Below are 16,162 nucleotides of genomic sequence, written 5' to 3'. Positions count from 1 at the left end.
CCCAGGGGACGAGGGGTTCGCACAGTGCTTCGTCAGGCGTTGCTGGTCGCGTCGCGCAGCGGCGGCGCGCGCAGGGTGGTGGAGACCGCGCCGTTCACCGGCGACGTGGTCCGCCGCTTCGTCGCCGGTGAGACGATCGACGACGCCCTGCGCGTCACCGGCGGGCTGACCGGCGAGGGCCTGCTCGTCAGCCTGGACGTCCTGGGCGAGGACACGCACGACGAGGGCCGCGCCGAGGCGAACGCCGCGCACTATGTCGAGCTGCTGGGGCGGCTGGGCGCCGCGGGGCTCGGCAGGCGAGCCGAGGTGTCGCTCAAGCTGTCGGCCATCGGGCAGACCTTCGACGAAGACCTCGCCCTGGAGAACGCCCGGCGGGTGTGCGCCGCCGCCCACTCGGCCGGTACGACGGTCACCCTCGACATGGAGGAGCACACGACCGTCGACTCGACGCTGGGAGTGGTCCACGAACTGCGGCGGGACTACCCGGACGTCGGCGCGGTCGTCCAGGCGTACCTGCGTCGTGCAGAGGAACACTGCGCGGAACTGGCCTACGAGGGTTCGCGGGTGAGGCTGTGCAAGGGCGCCTATGCGGCGCCCGCGGCGGTCGCCTTCACCGACAGGGAAGAGGTCGACAGGTCGTACGTGCGGTGCATGAAGGTGCTGATGGCAGGCAAGGGCTACCCGATGCTCGCCACGCACGACCCCCGGCTCATCGAAGTCGCCGGCGCGCTGTCGGTGCTGAACGAGCGCGACGACGACGACTTCGAGTACCAGATGCTCTACGGGATCCGCCCGCAGGAGCAGCGGCGCCTCGCCGAGGAGGGCGCGCAGGTCCGCGTGTACGTCGCCTACGGCCGCGAGTGGTACCAGTACTTCATGCGGCGGCTCGCCGAGCGGCCCGCCAACCTGCGGTTCTTCATGCGCTCCCTCGTCGGGCGGTCCTGAGGGCGGTCGCGGGGGCGGTCCGGGAGCCGGTCGCCGGGCGGCGCCGGCCGGCCCGGCGATAGGCTGGACGGGTCCTTTGAAACCCCACGTCAAGGTATGTCGATGATCGCGATTCTGGGTGCCGGGAAGATGGGCGAGGCGCTGCTGTCCGGAGTGCTCCGGGCCGGCCGCCGCCCGTCCGAGCTGATCGCCACCGCGCGCCGGGAGGAGCGGGGCGCGCTGCTGCGGGAGCGCTACGGCGTCGGGATCGTGCCGAACGCGGAGGCCGCCGCGACCGCCGAGACGCTGGTCCTCGCGGTGAAGCCGCAGGACATGGGGGCCCTGCTGGACGAGGTCGGCCCGCACGTGCCGCCCGGCCGGCTGGTGATCTCGATGGCGGCGGGCATCACGACCGGGTTCGTCGAGGCGCGGCTGCCGGAGGGGGTGCCCGTCGTCCGCGTCATGTCGAACACGCCCGTCCACGTGGACGAGGCGATGAGCGTCATCTCGCCCGGGTCGCACGCGGGCGAGGAGCACCTGAAGCTGGCCGAGGAACTGCTGGCACCGGTCGGCAAGGTGCTGCGCATCCCCGAGTCGCTGCAGGACGGCGCCACGGCCCTGTCCGGCAGCGGGCCGGCGTACTTCTACTACCTCGTCGAGGCGATGGTGGACGCGGGCATCCTGCTCGGCATGCCGCGCGCCGCCGCGCTGGAGATGGTCATCCAGTCGGCGGTGGGCGCCGCCGTCATGCTCCGCGACTCCGGGGAGCACCCGGTGCTGCTGCGCGAGGCCGTGACGTCCCCGGGCGGGACGACGATCTCGGCGATCCGCGAGCTGGAGCGGCACGGCGTCCGGGCCGCCGTCCTGGAGGCCATCGAGGCGGCCCGCAACCGGGGACGCGAGCTCGCGAGCGGCTGACCCCCGGAGCAGGCGCGCCGGGTTTGTTCGGCTTCGCCGACGGGCTCCTCGACCCCGAACCCGTAGGGCGCTTCTGACCCGGAGCCGCGGACGGCGGTCCCCGAGGGCGAGAAGCGGGGGCGCGCCAATCGACGCGCCTGCGAAGTGGCGCCGCGCGATGGGGACCGAGCGTGACGGGGCCCGTGCGGGGCGTAGGAAAAGATCACGATTCCGGGGCATGTCCGGCCCCGCCCGGCTACCATCGATTTGATCTTGGAAGTCTGGGGGGCCGGATGGAAGAACGGCGGGAACGCCCTGACGAGGTGCCGCTCCCGGCGTCCGCCCTGCACAGGGCGCTGCTCAAGGCGCGGGTGCCGCGCTTCATGGCCGACCACGCCGCCGCCCTGCTGGCCGGGCTCCTGGCGAAACGGCCGGACCGCCGGGGTTAGGCCGCCGTGGAGCGCTTCCTCGCCCGGGGGTGCTTGCCCGTCCCGCCCGTGACGGTCCGGACGAAGTGGGCGGCGTCCCGCATGGCGGCGCTCGCCTCCGGGAGGACGCGGTTCAGGATCTGGAAGACGTGCATCTGCCCCTTCCAGATCTGCAGGTCGCAGTGGGCGCCGGCGCGGCGCAGGGCGTCGGCGAACGCCTCGGCCTCGGTGCGCAGCACCTCGGCGCCGCCCACCTGGATGAGGACGGGCGGCATGTCGTTCCACGCGCAGGTGAGCAGCGCCAGCCGAGGGTCCTCGAACCCGGTCGGGCCCACGACGAGGCGGGCGACCCGGCGCGCCGACGACGCGCTGATGTAGGGGTCGCGGGCGCGGCTCTGCGCGCCCATCGACAGCTCGCAGGTCAGGTCGACCCACGGGGAGAACAGCATGAGCCCGGCGGGGCCCGGCAGGCCCTGGCGGCACAGTTCGCCGGTCAGCGCGGCGGACAGGTGCCCGCCCGCCGAGTCGCCCGCGAGGACGATCCCGGACGCCGGCACGCCGCGCGCGAGCAGCCAGCGGTAGGCGGCGACGGCGTCCTCCAGCGGCGCCGGGAACGGGTGCTCGGGCGCGAGCCGGTACCGGGGCGCGAGGATGGGCAGGCCCGTGTCGACCGCGAGCCGCGAGGTGATGGGGCGGTGGGTGCGCGGGGAGCAGACGACGTAGCCGCCGCCGTGCAGGTAGAGGACCGCGCCGGGCGGGTTCTCCGCCACGGCGTCGCGCGGAACGATCCACTCGCCCCTGACCGGGAGGCCGCCGTCGTCCCCCGGCGCCGGGTCGTTCAGCGACTCGACCCGCACGTGGGGGCTGTGCCGCAGCAGCAGGGACGCGGCGTCCATCGTCGAGCGCGCGGTGCGGATGCTCGTGGCGTGGCCGGGGAGGTAGTGCAGGAAGGGACGGACGCCCAGACGGAGCGCGTTGCTGATCGCTCGGCTGCGAACGCTGGGGCCGTCGTCCATGCACACCCCCCGGAGGAGATATCTGCCTGACGGATGTATGCCCGTTTCCGGTATGTAACTCACGTCACAGATATGTTGCGGGCGGCGGCCCCCGTTTCCGGACCCGCGCCGCGCCTGTGCCGCCTCCACCGGGCCGGGAGTTGTGGGCCAGGTCACATGCCCTGCGCGATACCGTGAGGTCATGAGCAGTTCCGATTCGTCCCCGTCCGCCGGTCCCGAGAGCTGCGGGCTGGAGATCTTCTGGGACGAGCGGCTCACCTCCTACGACTTCGGTCCCGGCCATCCCATGAACCCCGTGCGGGTCGAGCTGACGATGGCGCTCGCCCGCGGGCTCGGCGTCCTGGACCGCCCGAACGTGCGGGTCTCGGAGTTCGAGGCCGCGGACGACAAGCTGCTCCGGCTCGTCCACGAGGAGTCCTACATCGCGGCGGTCAAGCACTCCGGCGCCACCGGGCTGCCGGAGCTCGGGCACGGCCTCGGTACCCCCGACAACCCGGTGTTCCTCGGCATGCACGAGGCGTCCGCCCTGGTCACGGGCGCGTCGGTGGCCGCCGCCGAGGCGGTGTGGACGGGCCGCGCCGAGCACGCCGCGAACATCTCCGGCGGCCTGCACCACGCGCTGAGCGACGCCGCCAGCGGGTTCTGCGTCTACAACGACCCGGCCGTCGCGATCGCGTGGCTGCTGGAGAACGGCGCCGAGCGCGTCGCGTACGTCGACATCGACGTCCACCACGGCGACGGCGTCCAGGCCGCCTTCTACGACGACCCGCGCGTGCTGACGATCAGCCTCCACGAGACCCCGCGGACGCTGTTCCCCGGCACCGGCTTCCCCGACGAGACCGGCGCGGACGGCACCTCGGTCAACGTCTCGCTTCCGCCCGGCACCGGCGACCGGCCGTGGCTGCGCGCGTTCGAGGCGATCGTCCCGCCGCTGCTGCGCCGGTTCCGCCCGGACGTCCTCGTCACCCAGCAGGGCGCCGACGGCCACGCGCTCGACCCGCTCGCCCACTTGATCCTCAGCGTGGACGGGCAGCGGACGGCGTACTCGATGCTGCACCGGCTGGCGCACGAGACGGCCGGCGGCCGGTGGGTCCTGACCGGGGGCGGCGGCTACGAGCTGGTCCAGGTCGTCCCGCGGGCGTGGACGCACCTGCTGGCCGAGGCGTCGGGCGCCCCCGTCCCGCCTGGCGCCGCGACCCCCGACGACTGGCGCGAGTTCGTGCGGCGGCGGACCGAGGAGATCGCCCCGCGCCGCATGACGGACGGGACGGAGACGGTGGAGATCAGCAGGTGGGGGGACGGCTACGACCCCGGCAGCCCCGTGGACCAGGCGGTGCTGGCGACGCGCCGCGCGGTGTTCCCCGAGCACGGCCTCGACCCGATGACCGACGAGTGACGCCTCCAGAGACGCCCGGTCCATGAACCAGACCACTCCCGCGTCCGGAGGCGCCGTGCCGACCAGGGACGAGCTGCGCGCGCACCTCGTCCGGACGATGATCGCCGGCGACGTGGCCACGCCGCGGCAGAACAACCTGCTGCACTACCGGCGGATGGCCAACGGCAACCCGTACTACCAGTTCGGCCTGGAGCTGAAGCCGTCGTGGTCGGAGCGGTCCGTGCTGGAGATGATGGTCGAGCGGTGCGGCGTCCACCCCGATCCGATGCATCTGTACGGGGACGACACCATCGATCCCGAGATCACCCTCGACACGCTGGAGGCGATGGGGGAGCGCATCGGCCTCGCGGCCCGGCGCAAGGAGCGCGTGGTCGTCGCGACCGGGCATCCGTCCACGCTGACGCCGCTCTACCAGGCGGTCGCGCGGGCGCTGCGGGAGGCGGGCTGCCGCGTGCTGACGCCCGCCGCCGGCTGGACCTACGAGGTCGACGCCGGGTACGGCGGCTCGGAGTTGCGCCGCATCGTCTACGGCGCCCCCGGTGTCGCGATGCTGGAGGGCGAGGACCTCCGCACGCACCACACGCACGACTCCCGCCCGATGGAGGCCATGCTCAGGGAGCTCGCTGATACCGGGTCCGAAGGAAATGCGGAAGCTAAACCAGATATTTGGCCGGATCTGGCCATCGCCGACCATGGCTGGGCCGGAGCGGCCGGGCAGGCGGGCATCGACACCGTGGGGTTCGCGGACTGTAACGACCCCGCGCTGTTCGCCGGGGCCGCCGAGGGCAAGATCGACGTGGTCGTCCCGCTCGACGACGGCGTGTCCGCGCACCACTACACCCCCCTGACCGCGTACATCCTTGATCGCGCGGGCCTGCGGCCGTCCGGCTGAGGCGCGCCGACCCGGAGGCTTACTCCGGGGGGACGCCTGGGTGGCGACCTCTCGCCTGTCACGCCCTGTGACAGGGCTGCCGTAACGGGGCTCATGGGCTTGTCGAGAGGCGTCTGACACTTCGAAACCGAAGGTCGTTTCGGGATTCTGGTTAACAAACTTGCGTCATAGCACGGGCGGTACCATCGCGCCCACTGTCTGTAAGGAATCAGCACTGTATCCCCGGGGTCAGGTCGGATACGGAAATGTGCGGAACTCCCCTCTTGCGACTGCCGGTGCGCGATTTACGCTGGAGGAAGTACACGTGCGTGATCAAAGTCACCCGAAGGGCCGGTGCGCGGCACGTGTGGAAGAGGGCGTCCGATGACCTCAGGCGAGCGACCTCTGAGCGAGGTCAGGTTCCTGACCGTCGCCGAAGTGGCGGCGGTGATGCGGGTGTCCAAGATGACCGTCTACCGTCTCGTCCACTCGGGCGAACTGCCCGCGATCCGCGTGGGCCGCTCGTTCCGGGTTCCCGAGCAGGCCGTCCACGATTACCTGCGCGACGCGTACATCGAAGCCGGATAACGGGTAGGGGCGGGGCATGACCCCGCCGCGAACTCAGTACCCGGCCGCGCAGGGGGCGTCGGGCGGGCCCCGAGGGGCCGGCCCGAAGCTGGGGAAGCAGGACGAGGACCGGCAGAACGGTCCGGACACCGAGCGGACGGGCGATGGCCCGCGGCCACGCCCGCCCGGAAGGGACGGTGCCCGGCGCCGTGCGACGCGCGGTGCCGGCCGCCGTCCGTGCCGGTCGTCCCGGGGCCGCGGGGCAGGCCGCGGCATGATCTCCACCCCCGCAGCGGTACCCTGGGGCCTCGGACCGTGCGCGCTTACCGAGAGTCGCTCTCCAGCGGCACGCCCGTCTCCTGCACATCACCCGAGACTCCGAGCGAGGTTCCGTGGGCTCTGTCATCAAGAAGCGCCGCAAGAGGATGGCCAAGAAGAAGCACCGCAAGCTTCTGAAGAAGACGCGCATCCAGCGCCGCAACAAGAAGTAGCGACCACACCGGCCGTCCAGCCGTGAAGGGGTAGGGCCCAGTGTCGTCCATGCCCGCCGCCGCGGCCCGTGTCGTCCTCGTCACGGGCGTCTCCCGTTTCCTGGGGGCGCGGGTCGCGAACACCCTGCAAGCCGACCCGGGCATCGAGCGCGTCATCGGGGTGGACACGGTGCCGCCGGCCGAGTCGCTCGGCCGCACCGAGTTCGTCCGGGTGGACATCCGCACGCCCGGCATAGCGAAGATCATCTCGTCGGCCGCGGTGGACACGGTGGTGCATCTCAACCTGGTGACGTCCTCGTCGGTTCCGCGGGCGAAGGTCAAGGAGCTGAACGTCATCGGGACGATGCAGCTGCTCGCGGCCTGCCAGCGCTCGCCCGACATGCGCAAGCTGGTCGTCCGGTCGTCGGCCGCCGTGTACGGCTCCTCCCCGATGGACCCCGCCGTGTTCACCGAGCGCGACGAGCCCGTCGAGGCGCCCAGGTCCGGCTACGCCAAGGACGCCGTCGAGGTCGAGGGCTACGTCCGCGGGCTGATGCGGCGGCGCTCCGACCTGGCCGTGTCGGTGCTGCGGTTCGCGAACTTCCTCGGCCCGGGCGTCGACTCGCCCCTCACCCGGTACCTGCGCCTGCCGGTCGTCCCGACCGTGCTCGGGTTCGACCCGCGGTTGCAGTTCGTCCACGAGGACGACGGCGTCGAGGTGCTGCGGCGCATGACCGTCGAGGACCACCCCGGCTGCTACAACGTGGCCGGGGACGGCGTGCTGCTGCTGTCGCAGGCCCTGCGCCGCGCCGGGCGGCCCTACCTGCCGGTCCCCTCGCCGTCCATCTCGGTCCTCGGCGACATGGGGCGCCGCTTCGCGGGCCTGTCGGGGTTCTCGCCGGAGCTGCTGCGCTGGCTGACCTACGGCCGGGTCCTCGACACCACCGCGCTGGAACGCGAGCTGGCGTGGCACCCCAAGTACAGCTCCGAGGCCGCCTTCGCCGACTTCGCCGCCTCCCGGGGCTTCGTCCGCGGCGGCCTCGCGGCCCTGCTGGGACGGACCTGACCCGCTTGGACCCGCCTGAGAGGAGAGCCGAGATGACGAACGACGCGCACCCCGGGGACGACGAGGGCGCGCAGGTCATCCGGCTCGCCGCGGTCCGCGAGGACGCCCCCGGCGCGGAACCGCCGCCCGGCGAGGAGCGGCCGCCCGGGCGCGGCCAGTTCGAACAGACCCTGGCCTCAGGGCTGGCGTTCCTGCGGCGCCGGCTGACGGGCGAGTACGAGGTCGACGAGTTCGGCTTCGACCCCGAGTTCAACTCCACCGTCCTGCTGCCGCTGGCCCGCGCCCTCTACGAGCACTGGTTCCGCGTCGAACTCGACGGGCTCGACAACATCCCCGAGGGCGGCGCCCTCCTGGTCGCCAACCACTCCGGCACGGTCCCCCTCGACGCGCTCATGCTGTCGGTCGCCCTGCACGACCACGCAGACCGGCAGGTCCGCCTGCTCGGCGCCGACCTCGTCTACCAGATCCCCCTGCTCGGGCATCTGTCCCGCAAGGCCGGCCACACGCTCGCCTGCCAGGCCGACGCCGCCCGCCTGCTCGGCAAGGGCGAGCTGGTCGGCGTCTTCCCCGAGGGCTTCAAGGGCGTCGGCAAGCCCTTCTCCGAGCGCTACAAGCTCCAGCGCTTCGGCCGCGGCGGGTTCGTCGGCACCGCGCTGCGCGCCGGGGTCCCGATCGTGCCCTGCGCCATCGTCGGCGCCGAGGAGATCTACCCCAAGATCGCCGACCTGCGTCCGCTGGCCCGCCTCCTCGGCCTCCCGTACTTCCCGGTGACGCCGACGTTCCCGCTGCTCGGCCCCGCCGGGCTCGTCCCGCTCCCGTCCAAGTGGGTGATCCGGTTCGGCGAGCCGATGACGCTGGACGACTACGACGCGGACGCCGCCGACGACCCCATGACGGTCTTCGAGATCACCGACCATGTGCGCGAGAAGGTCCAGCACATGCTCTACGAGACGCTGCTGCGCCGGGGCCCCGCCTTCCTCTGACCGCCCGCGCGCGGCCCTAGAGTGAGCGCCATGCCGCTCCGAAGCCGCATGGTCGCCCGCGACCTGGGCGAACCCCACCGCGTCTCCAGCCCCCTTGAACTGCTGTTCGACCTGACGTTCGTCGCCGCGGTCTCCCAGGCCGCCGGACGGTTCGCCCACGCCATCGAGGGCGGCCACGTGGGCGACTCCCTCGCGCCGTTCCTCATGACGTTCTTCGCGATCTGGTGGGCGTGGATGAACTTCACGTGGTTCGCCTCCGCCTACGACACCGACGACGTCCCGTACCGGCTCATGACGTTCGTGCAGATGGCGGGCGTCCTCGTCCTCGCGGCCGGGGTGCCCGACGCGTTCGACGGCGACTTCACCACCGTGACGATCGGGTACCTCGTCATGCGCGTCGGCCTCGTCGCCCTCTGGCTGCGCGCGGCCGCCGCGCATCCCGAGGGCCGCGCCACGGCCCTGCGGTACGCGATCGGCCTGTCCGTCGTCCAGGTGTTCTGGGTGGCGCGGCTCGCACTGCCGGACCAGGGCCCGCTGTGGGTGTTCTTCGTCTGCGCCGCGCTCGACCTGTCCGTCCCGCCGATCGCGGAGCGGCCCGGCATGACGACCTGGCACCCCCATCACATCGCCGAGCGGTACGGGCTGTTCACCATCATCCTGCTGGGGGAGAGCGTGCTCGCGTCCACGAACGCGGTGCAGGACGCCGTGGAGCACGGCGTCGGCGGCGAACTCGTCACGATCGCCCTCGCCGGGCTCGCCATCCTGTTCGCGCTCTGGTGGATCTACTTCTCCGAGCCCGCGGGCGAGGGCCTGGAACGGCGCCGCGACCGGTCCTTCCTGTGGGGGTACGGCCACTACTTCGTCTTCGCCGCGCTCGCCGCCATCGGCGCCGGCCTGGAGACGGCGGTGGCCTCCTCCGGTCACCACATCGAGGCGGGCACACGGCTGGTGGCCGCCTCCGTCGCCGTCCCCGTCGCCGTCGTCCTGGTCATGCTGTGGGTGCTGCACGCCCCGATGCGGCGCATGAACACGTATCCGGGGCTCCTCGTCGCCACGGCCGTCCTGGTGCTCCTCACCACCGTCGCGGCCCCCGCCCTGGGAATTCCCGGGACCCTCCTCCTGATCGCCGTGCTCCTGGCGCTGCTCCTCGCCACCACCCTCACCCGTCCGGCGCTGAGGCCCCGCACCGCCGAACCGGCCGAGTAGGCCCTCTGCCCTCCGCCTGACGGGCGGGCCGTCCCGGATGACTCGTGTCATCCTGGCCGACGGGACACACTCCGCGGGAGGCCGTGATGCAGGACGGAACGGAAGGCGGCAAGGCGGGCGGCAGGGCAGGCGGCCCGCCGGTGGACTTCGATCCGTTCGCCGGACCGCTGCCCGCCGGGACGGCCCACGCGCGGATGGACGAGCTGCGCGAGACGCATCCGGCGTTCCGCAGCACCGCCGGGCGAGGTTTCTGGGTGCTGACGCGGTTCGACGACATCCTCGCCGCCTTCCAGGACCCGGGGACGTTCTCCAGCCGCGCGATCGCCGTCACCGACCCGGATCCGGCGCACCAGTGGATCCCGGTCATGCTGGACCCGCCCCTGCACACCACGTGGCGGCGGTTACTCCGGCCGTTCTTCACCCCCGTCGCCGCCGCCGTCCTCCAGGACCGGATCACCCGGCACTGCGCCGCCCTGATCGACGGTCTCGCGTCCCGGGGGTCGTGCGACTTCGTCACCGACTTCGCACGCCTCTTTCCCACCGCCATCTTCCTGGAGCTGGTCGGCCTGCCCACGGAGAGGCTGGAGGAGTTCCTCAGGTGGGAGCGCGCCATCCTGCACTCGCCGCCCTCCACCGGCGGACGGGCCGAAGCCATGGCCGCGCTGACAGGCTGCCTCACCGAACTCGTCCAGGACCGCCGCGCCCGCCCGCGCGAAGACCTCGTCAGCGCCGCGGCCCGGTTCACCGTCGACGGGCGGCCCGTCACCGACGACGAGCTGCTCCAGTTGTGCGTCCTGCTCTTCCTCGCCGGTCTGGACACCGTCGCCGCCCAGCTGTCCTACACCTTCTGGCACCTGGCGAGGGAGGACGCCGACCGGGCCCGGATCGCCTCCGACCCCGGCGTCATCCCGGACGCGATCGAGGAGTTCCTCCGCGTCTACGCGCCCGTCCTGCCCGCCCGCAGGCTCACCCGCGACGTCGAGCTGCGCGGCTGCCCGATGAGGGCGGGGGAGATGGTCATGCTCCCCACCGCCATGGCGACCCGCGACCCCCGCGCCGTGCCCGCCGCCTCCGCCGTCGACATCGACCGCCCGCCGGCCCGCCACCTGGCCTTCGGCGCGGGACCGCACCGCTGCCTCGGCGCGCACCTGGCCCGGCTCGAACTCCAGATCGCGCTGCGCGAGTGGCACGCCCGGATACCGGACTACCGCATCGCCCCCGGCGCCGCGCCGGTGGAGCACGCGAGCCTCGTCCTCGGCCTGGACACCCTGCCTCTGAGCTGGTGACTTTCAGCCGCCCGGACTGGTCGAAACCGGCGTGAAAGCGGGCTGAAGGCGGCGCCCCGCAAGCTTCGGGGCATGAACATCGAGGCACGGCAGACGGCCATCCAGGTGACCGGGCTGCGCAAGGCGTTCGGGGACACCACCGTCCTCGACGGGATCGACTTCGAGGTGGCGCGCGGGACGGTCTTCTCGCTGCTCGGGCCGAACGGGGCCGGGAAGACGACGGCGGTGCGCATCCTGTCCACGCTGCTGCGCGCGGACGGCGGCGAGATCAGCGTCGCGGGGCGGGACCCGCGCAGGGACCCCGACGGGGTGCGCCGGGCGATCGGCGTGACCGGGCAGTACTCGGCGGTGGACGGGCTCCTGACGGGACGGGAGAACCTGATCCTCATGGCGGACCTGCACCGGCTCGGCAAGGCCGCCGGGCGGAGGGCCGCCGACGGGATGCTGGAGCGGTTCGACCTGGTGGAGGCGGCCGGCAGGAAGGCCGGCACCTACTCGGGCGGGATGCGGCGGCGGCTCGACATCGCGATGACGCTGATCGGCGCCCCGCAGATCATCTTTCTGGACGAGCCGACGACCGGGCTCGACCCGCGCAGCCGCCGGACCATGTGGGAGATCATCCGCGGCCTCGTCAGGGACGGCGTGACGATCTTCCTGACCACGCAGTACCTGGAGGAGGCCGACCAGCTCGCCGACCGGATCGCGGTGCTGGACGGCGGACGGCTGGTCGCCGAGGGGACCTCGGACGAGCTGAAGCGGCTCGTCCCGGGCGGGCACGTCCGGCTGCGGTTCGCCGACCTCGCGGCGCTCGACGCGGCGGCGCGGACGCTCGGCTCGGTGACGCGGGACGACGACGCGCTCGCCCTCCAGGTGCCCGGGGACGGCGGCGTCGCCTCCCTGCGGACGCTGCTCGGACGGCTGGAGGCCGCATCGGTCGAGGTCGACGAGCTGTCCGTGCACACCCCCGACCTGGACGACGTCTTCCTCGCCCTCACCGCCGAGCCCCACGACACCGGCACGACCCACGAGAAGGTGATCTCGCGATGACAACTCTCACGCACGCGGCGGCGGACTCCGCGACGATGCTGCGCCGCAACCTGCGGCACGCGCTGCGCTACCCGTCCCTGACGATGGCCGGGATGATGATGCCGATCATGATCATGCTGCTGTTCGTCGGCGTGTTCGGCAACGCGCTCGGCGACGGCGTCGGCGGCGCGGCCAAGGGCGACTACATCCAGTACGTCGCCCCGGGGATCATCCTCATGGCGGTCGCGTCCGGCTGCATGGCGACGTCGGTGTCGGTCTGCGTGGACATGACCGAGGGCATCGTCGACCGGTTCCGGACGATGGCGATCTCACGGTCGTCGCTGCTCACCGGGCATGTCGCGGGCAGCATGATCCAGACACTGCTGAGCACGGCCGCCGTCGTCGCCGTCGCGGTCGCGATGGGCTTCCGGACGAGCGGCGGCGCGCTGGACTGGCTCGCGGCGGGCGGCCTGCTGGTGCTGCTCACGTTCGCGCTGACCTGGCTCGCGGTCATGCTCGGGCTGCTGGCCAAGAACCCGGAGGGCGCGAGCAACACGCCGATGATCATTCAGTTCCTGCCGTTCGTCGGCAGCACGATCGTCCCGCCGGAGTCGATGCCGGCCGGGATCCGGTGGTTCGCGCAGTACCAGCCGTTCACGCCGATGATCGAGACGCTGCGGGGGCTGCTGGCCGGCACCCCGAGCGGGCAGGACGCGGCGGTGTCCGTCGCCTGGTGCGTCGGCCTCGCCGTCGTCGGCTACGCCTCCTCCAAGGTGCTGTTCGACCGGAAGGCGCCCCGCTAGTCCCCCAGGCCCCGCCCGAACTCGCGAGCGAGCTCGCGGGCGGCGGCCCGCAGCTCCGCACGGCCCAGGCCGGCGTACTCCGACACAGCGTCGCGGTACGCCGGCCCGTCGGCGTCCTCGGCGGCGCGGCCCGCCGCGGCCGTGGACATGGTCGGCTGGAAGTTCCGGACGTGGTGGAGGCGCTGCGCCAGCGCGGTCGCCCGGGCCGCCCGCGCGCGGACGTCCGGCGCGGCGTCGGGACGGGCCAGGTCGACCATGGCGAGCGCGAGCAGCAGACCGCCGGTGACGGGCAGGTCCATGTAGAAGGCGGGCATCGGGAACGGCGGGCCGTCGACCAGCGCCGTCAGCTTGGCGGGGAGCCCGCCGACGATGTCCTCGACCAGCTCGGCGCGCCCGTGCCTGGCGTGCGCGACGACGGTGACGCAGTGGGCCTCCAGCGTCCACGGGTCGAGGCCGGTCGGCGCCATCGGGCCGTCCTCGGCGGCGAGCCGGTCCACCGCCTCCCGCCAGAGGCGCAGACCGGTGTCGGCGTCGCCGCGGCCGAGGGCGATCTCCGCGCGTGCCCCCAGGTTGAAGGAGACCGTGCCGAAGGACTCGTCCGGCCCGTGGACCAGCGACCGGTCGAGCCACCGCTCGGCCTCGTCGTACTCGCCGAGCGCGGCGTGGCCCGACGCGAGCGCCCACGTGAGCCCGAACATGTCGGGCCATCTGTACCGCTCGAGCAGGTCCCTCGAGATCCGCAGATGGTGCAGGGCGCGGTCGGCCCGGTCGAGCTGCATCAGCAGTTCGCTGAGGCGCGAGTGGGCGAGCAGCCGGCACCAGGGGATGTCCGCTGCGCAGGTGGTCTCGATCATCGTCTCGGTCACCGCGAGCGCGCCCGCCACGTCGCCGTCCCGTTCGCGGATGTATCCGGCGGCGCAGTTCGCGATGGCGGCGACGAGCGGCTCGTCCCGGCCGCACAGCTCCTCCAGGACGGAGCCGCCGGGCGCGAGGATCTCCGGCAGGGCGGCCAGCACGGTCGCCATCGCGGGGACGAGACCGTCCGGCGGCGCGGGGGGGAGGCGGCGCAGCGCGACGAGCGCGCGGGTCGCCTGCGGGCCGTGGAGCAGGCCCGTACCGAGCACGTTGAGCGCCAGCGCCGTCCGCAGGACCTCGACGTCCCCGGGACCGGGGCGCAGGCGGCTCAGGAGCCCGGCGGTCTCCGCCGCCAGGGCGGCCAGCCGGCTGTACGCCGCCTCCAGGGTCCACAGCCCGCCGAGGACGGCGGTCGCCGCCGCGACGGCCGGGCCGTCCCCGCGGGCGAGGCCGTGGCGGAGCGCCTGCTGGAGGTTGTCCTGCTCGGCCCGCACCCGCTCGACGGCCGCGAACGGGTCCGCGCCGAACAGCGTGTCGTGGTGCGCCGCGCCGAACTCCCGCGCCCAGGCGAGCAGGCCGCTCACCGCGCGGCCGGTCTCCCCTTCGGCCTCCCGGTGGGCGGCGCTGAACTCCCGGACGCTCTCCAGCATCCGGAAGCGGGTCCCGGGAGAACCCTCCGCCGGTTCCAGGAGCGACTGGTCGACGAGGTCCTCCAGGACCTCCAGCGCGTCGCCGCCCTCCAGGACGTGCCGTGCCGCGTCCGCGGTGAAACCCGCCGGGAAGACCGACAGCGCCCGCATGGCCGCCCGGCCGGACGGGGAGAGCAGGTTCCAGCTCCAGTCCACGACGGCGCGCATGGTCCGGTGCCGGGACGGCGCGTCGCGCGCGTTCCCGCGCAGCAGCGCGAAGCGGTCGTCCAGGCCGCGGACGATCTCGGGCACGGACATGACGCGGACGCGCGCCGCCGCCAGCTCGATCGCGAGCGGCAGGCCGTCCAGGCGGCGGCACAGCTCCTCCACCGCGCCGGAGGGCAGATCGGCGCGCGGGCGCGCCGCGTGCGCCCGCCGGCGGAACAGCTCGGCCGACGTCGCCGCGTCCAGCGCGGGCAGCGGGTACACCGACTCCGACGACAGTCCGAGCGGCGCGCGGCTCGTGGTGAGGATCCGCAGGTCCCGGGTCATCGACACCAGCGCGCCGGCGAGTGCGGCGGCGCCCTCGACGACGTGCTCGCAGTTGTCCAGGACGAGCAGGACGGAGCCGGTCCCGAGCACCTCCGCGATCGCCTGGACGAGGTCGGCGGGCCCGCCGACGCGTCCGCGGGCCCGCGGCGACTCGCCGACCCCGAGGACGGACGCGACCTCGCCCGCCACGTCCTCGTCCCGCGCGACGCCGGCGAGGGGGACGTAGTGCACCGCCCGCTGCCGCGCCTCGCGCGCGGCGGCGTTCGCCAGCCGCGTCTTGCCCAGCCCGCCCGCCCCGACGATCGAGGTCACGCGGGACGCGCGCACGAGGTCGAGGACGGCGGTGAGGTCCCCGGTCCGGCCGACCAGCGGGTTCGGCTCGTGCGCCACGCCGCGCCGGACGGCGGGCGCCTCCTCCTGGAGCAGCTCCCGCTGGACGCGCTGGAGCGTGTCGCCCGGATCGGTGCCCAGCTCGTCGCGCAGCGAGCGCCGGTAGGACTCGTACCGCGCCAGCGCCGCCGACGGCCCGGCCGTCGCGGCCTCGCACCGCAGCAGCTCAGCGAGCAGCTCCTCGTCGCGCGGGTACTCCCGGACGGCGCGGGTGAGCGCCTCGAAGCCCTCCGCGTGCCGGCCGAGCCGCGCGAGGGCCAGGGCGCGGGCTCGCGCCAGCGTCCAGTAGGTCGGGATCCGCGTCGTGCGCAGGACGGACACCGGATCGTCCGCGTCGTCCGGTTCGGGCGGCCCGTCCCAGAGCGCCAGTCCCGCCTCGGCGTGCGAGAGCGCGCCGGCGTGGTCGCCCTCGCGGGAGCGGCGCGCGCTCGCGGAGGCCGCGAGCACCACCGCGGAGGCGTCCACCGCGGACTCGTCCAGGCCGATGCGGTACCCGGTCGGCGTGCTCGCGACGACGTCCGCGCCCAGCTGCGACCTGGCCCGGGACACGACGACCTGGAGCGCCTTGGCCGGGTTCTCCGGGCGCTCCCGCGGCCAGAGCCCCTCCACCAGCCGGACGACGGACACGCCCGCCCGCGGCTCGCCCGCGAGGAGCGCGAGCAGGCCGCGCAGGCGCGGACTCGTCACGTCACGGCCCCGGCAGGCGACCCCGGACAGCACCCTCAGCTCCACGGTCACGGGGACAGGGTAGGACGTGTCGGACGAACGCGTTAGGTCGCGTCCGCCGGGCGGCGGGA

15 protein-coding genes are annotated in these 16,162 nt (G+C 73.5%); 13 read left to right on the top strand and 2 right to left on the bottom strand.

Annotation, left to right across the window (positions count from 1 at the left end):
• Positions 1-24: 24 nt before the first annotated feature.
• The 3 genes from BKA00_RS24920 to BKA00_RS24910 all read left to right on the top strand — a co-directional run bounded on the left by BKA00_RS24920 (position 25) and on the right by BKA00_RS24910 (position 2,270).
• A complete protein-coding gene (locus BKA00_RS24920) occupies positions 25-945 on the top strand; it encodes a proline dehydrogenase family protein (protein ID WP_185028755.1) in 921 nt (306 codons plus the stop codon).
• Positions 946-1,047: 102 nt separating this feature from the next.
• Positions 1,048-1,842: a pyrroline-5-carboxylate reductase gene (proC, locus tag BKA00_RS24915; protein WP_185028753.1), complete on the top strand. Its 795-nt coding sequence runs from the start codon at positions 1,048-1,050 to the stop codon at positions 1,840-1,842.
• A gap of 272 nt (positions 1,843-2,114) precedes the next feature.
• Positions 2,115-2,270: a hypothetical protein gene (locus BKA00_RS24910; RefSeq protein ID WP_185028751.1), complete on the top strand. Its 156-nt coding sequence runs from the start codon at positions 2,115-2,117 to the stop codon at positions 2,268-2,270.
• Here BKA00_RS24910 and BKA00_RS24905 read toward each other — a convergent pair.
• Positions 2,267-3,265, bottom strand: a complete 999-nt coding sequence (locus BKA00_RS24905; protein WP_185028749.1) for an alpha/beta hydrolase — start codon at positions 3,263-3,265, stop codon at positions 2,267-2,269. The genes BKA00_RS24910 and BKA00_RS24905 overlap by 4 nt on opposite strands.
• A 181-nt stretch (positions 3,266-3,446) precedes the next feature.
• On the opposite strand from BKA00_RS24905, the gene BKA00_RS24900 reads away from it, so the two are divergent.
• The 10 genes from BKA00_RS24900 (at position 3,447) to BKA00_RS24855 (ending at position 12,939) form a co-directional block, all read left to right on the top strand.
• Positions 3,447-4,661, top strand: a complete 1,215-nt coding sequence (locus tag BKA00_RS24900; RefSeq protein WP_185028747.1) for an acetoin utilization protein AcuC — start codon at positions 3,447-3,449, stop codon at positions 4,659-4,661.
• Between the two features lie 22 nt (positions 4,662-4,683).
• Positions 4,684-5,553: a phosphatase gene (locus BKA00_RS24895; protein ID WP_185028745.1), complete on the top strand. Its 870-nt coding sequence runs from the start codon at positions 4,684-4,686 to the stop codon at positions 5,551-5,553.
• A gap of 363 nt (positions 5,554-5,916) precedes the next feature.
• Positions 5,917-6,120, top strand: a complete 204-nt coding sequence (locus tag BKA00_RS24890) for a helix-turn-helix domain-containing protein (protein WP_021591693.1) — start codon at positions 5,917-5,919, stop codon at positions 6,118-6,120.
• Positions 6,121-6,491: 371 nt separating this feature from the next.
• On the top strand, positions 6,492-6,590 hold the full coding sequence (locus BKA00_RS24885) for a 30S ribosomal protein bS22 (protein WP_018654693.1): 99 nt from the start codon (positions 6,492-6,494) through the stop codon (positions 6,588-6,590).
• A 49-nt stretch (positions 6,591-6,639) separates the two neighbouring features.
• Positions 6,640-7,635 (top strand): NAD-dependent epimerase/dehydratase family protein, encoded by a 996-nt coding sequence (locus BKA00_RS24880; protein ID WP_185034740.1) that lies wholly within the window; start codon positions 6,640-6,642, stop codon positions 7,633-7,635.
• 32 nt (positions 7,636-7,667) lie between these two features.
• Positions 7,668-8,618: a lysophospholipid acyltransferase family protein gene (locus BKA00_RS24875; protein WP_185028743.1), complete on the top strand. Its 951-nt coding sequence runs from the start codon at positions 7,668-7,670 to the stop codon at positions 8,616-8,618.
• A 30-nt stretch (positions 8,619-8,648) separates the two neighbouring features.
• Positions 8,649-9,824 (top strand): low temperature requirement protein A, encoded by a 1,176-nt coding sequence (locus BKA00_RS24870; RefSeq protein ID WP_221493281.1) that lies wholly within the window; start codon positions 8,649-8,651, stop codon positions 9,822-9,824.
• Between the two features lie 86 nt (positions 9,825-9,910).
• Positions 9,911-11,110 (top strand): cytochrome P450, encoded by a 1,200-nt coding sequence (locus BKA00_RS24865; RefSeq protein WP_185028741.1) that lies wholly within the window; start codon positions 9,911-9,913, stop codon positions 11,108-11,110.
• Positions 11,111-11,182: 72 nt separating this feature from the next.
• Positions 11,183-12,157, top strand: a complete 975-nt coding sequence (locus BKA00_RS24860; RefSeq protein WP_185028738.1) for an ATP-binding cassette domain-containing protein — start codon at positions 11,183-11,185, stop codon at positions 12,155-12,157.
• Positions 12,154-12,939, top strand: a complete 786-nt coding sequence (locus BKA00_RS24855) for an ABC transporter permease (RefSeq protein WP_185028735.1) — start codon at positions 12,154-12,156, stop codon at positions 12,937-12,939. Before BKA00_RS24860 ends, BKA00_RS24855 begins: the two co-directional genes overlap by 4 nt.
• Here the strand turns inward: BKA00_RS24855 and BKA00_RS24850 are convergent.
• Positions 12,936-16,103, bottom strand: a complete 3,168-nt coding sequence (locus BKA00_RS24850; RefSeq protein ID WP_185028733.1) for a BTAD domain-containing putative transcriptional regulator — start codon at positions 16,101-16,103, stop codon at positions 12,936-12,938. The genes BKA00_RS24855 and BKA00_RS24850 overlap by 4 nt on opposite strands.
• Positions 16,104-16,162 lie beyond the last annotated feature (59 nt).

The sequence above is a fragment of the Actinomadura coerulea genome (genome assembly GCF_014208105.1).
Taxonomy (GTDB): domain Bacteria; phylum Actinomycetota; class Actinomycetes; order Streptosporangiales; family Streptosporangiaceae; genus Spirillospora; species Spirillospora coerulea.
Note: the sequence above shows the minus strand (reverse complement) of the source record. Positions and strands in the feature narration are given on the sequence as shown.

Excerpts from the sequence above, each read along its gene's own strand:
- proC (WP_185028753.1), top strand. The coding sequence starts at position 1,048 with ATGATCGCGATTCTGGGTGCCGGGAAGATGGGCGAGGCGCTGCTGTCC.
- BKA00_RS24910 (WP_185028751.1), top strand. The coding sequence starts at position 2,115 with ATGGAAGAACGGCGGGAACGCCCTGACGAGGTGCCGCTCCCGGCGTCC.
- BKA00_RS24905 (WP_185028749.1), bottom strand. The coding sequence starts at position 3,265 with ATGGACGACGGCCCCAGCGTTCGCAGCCGAGCGATCAGCAACGCGCTC.
- BKA00_RS24900 (WP_185028747.1), top strand. The coding sequence starts at position 3,447 with ATGAGCAGTTCCGATTCGTCCCCGTCCGCCGGTCCCGAGAGCTGCGGG.
- BKA00_RS24895 (WP_185028745.1), top strand. The coding sequence starts at position 4,684 with ATGAACCAGACCACTCCCGCGTCCGGAGGCGCCGTGCCGACCAGGGAC.
- BKA00_RS24890 (WP_021591693.1), top strand. The coding sequence starts at position 5,917 with ATGACCTCAGGCGAGCGACCTCTGAGCGAGGTCAGGTTCCTGACCGTC.
- BKA00_RS24880 (WP_185034740.1), top strand. The coding sequence starts at position 6,640 with ATGCCCGCCGCCGCGGCCCGTGTCGTCCTCGTCACGGGCGTCTCCCGT.
- BKA00_RS24875 (WP_185028743.1), top strand. The coding sequence starts at position 7,668 with ATGACGAACGACGCGCACCCCGGGGACGACGAGGGCGCGCAGGTCATC.
- BKA00_RS24870 (WP_221493281.1), top strand. The coding sequence starts at position 8,649 with ATGCCGCTCCGAAGCCGCATGGTCGCCCGCGACCTGGGCGAACCCCAC.
- BKA00_RS24865 (WP_185028741.1), top strand. The coding sequence starts at position 9,911 with ATGCAGGACGGAACGGAAGGCGGCAAGGCGGGCGGCAGGGCAGGCGGC.
- BKA00_RS24860 (WP_185028738.1), top strand. The coding sequence starts at position 11,183 with ATGAACATCGAGGCACGGCAGACGGCCATCCAGGTGACCGGGCTGCGC.
- BKA00_RS24855 (WP_185028735.1), top strand. The coding sequence starts at position 12,154 with ATGACAACTCTCACGCACGCGGCGGCGGACTCCGCGACGATGCTGCGC.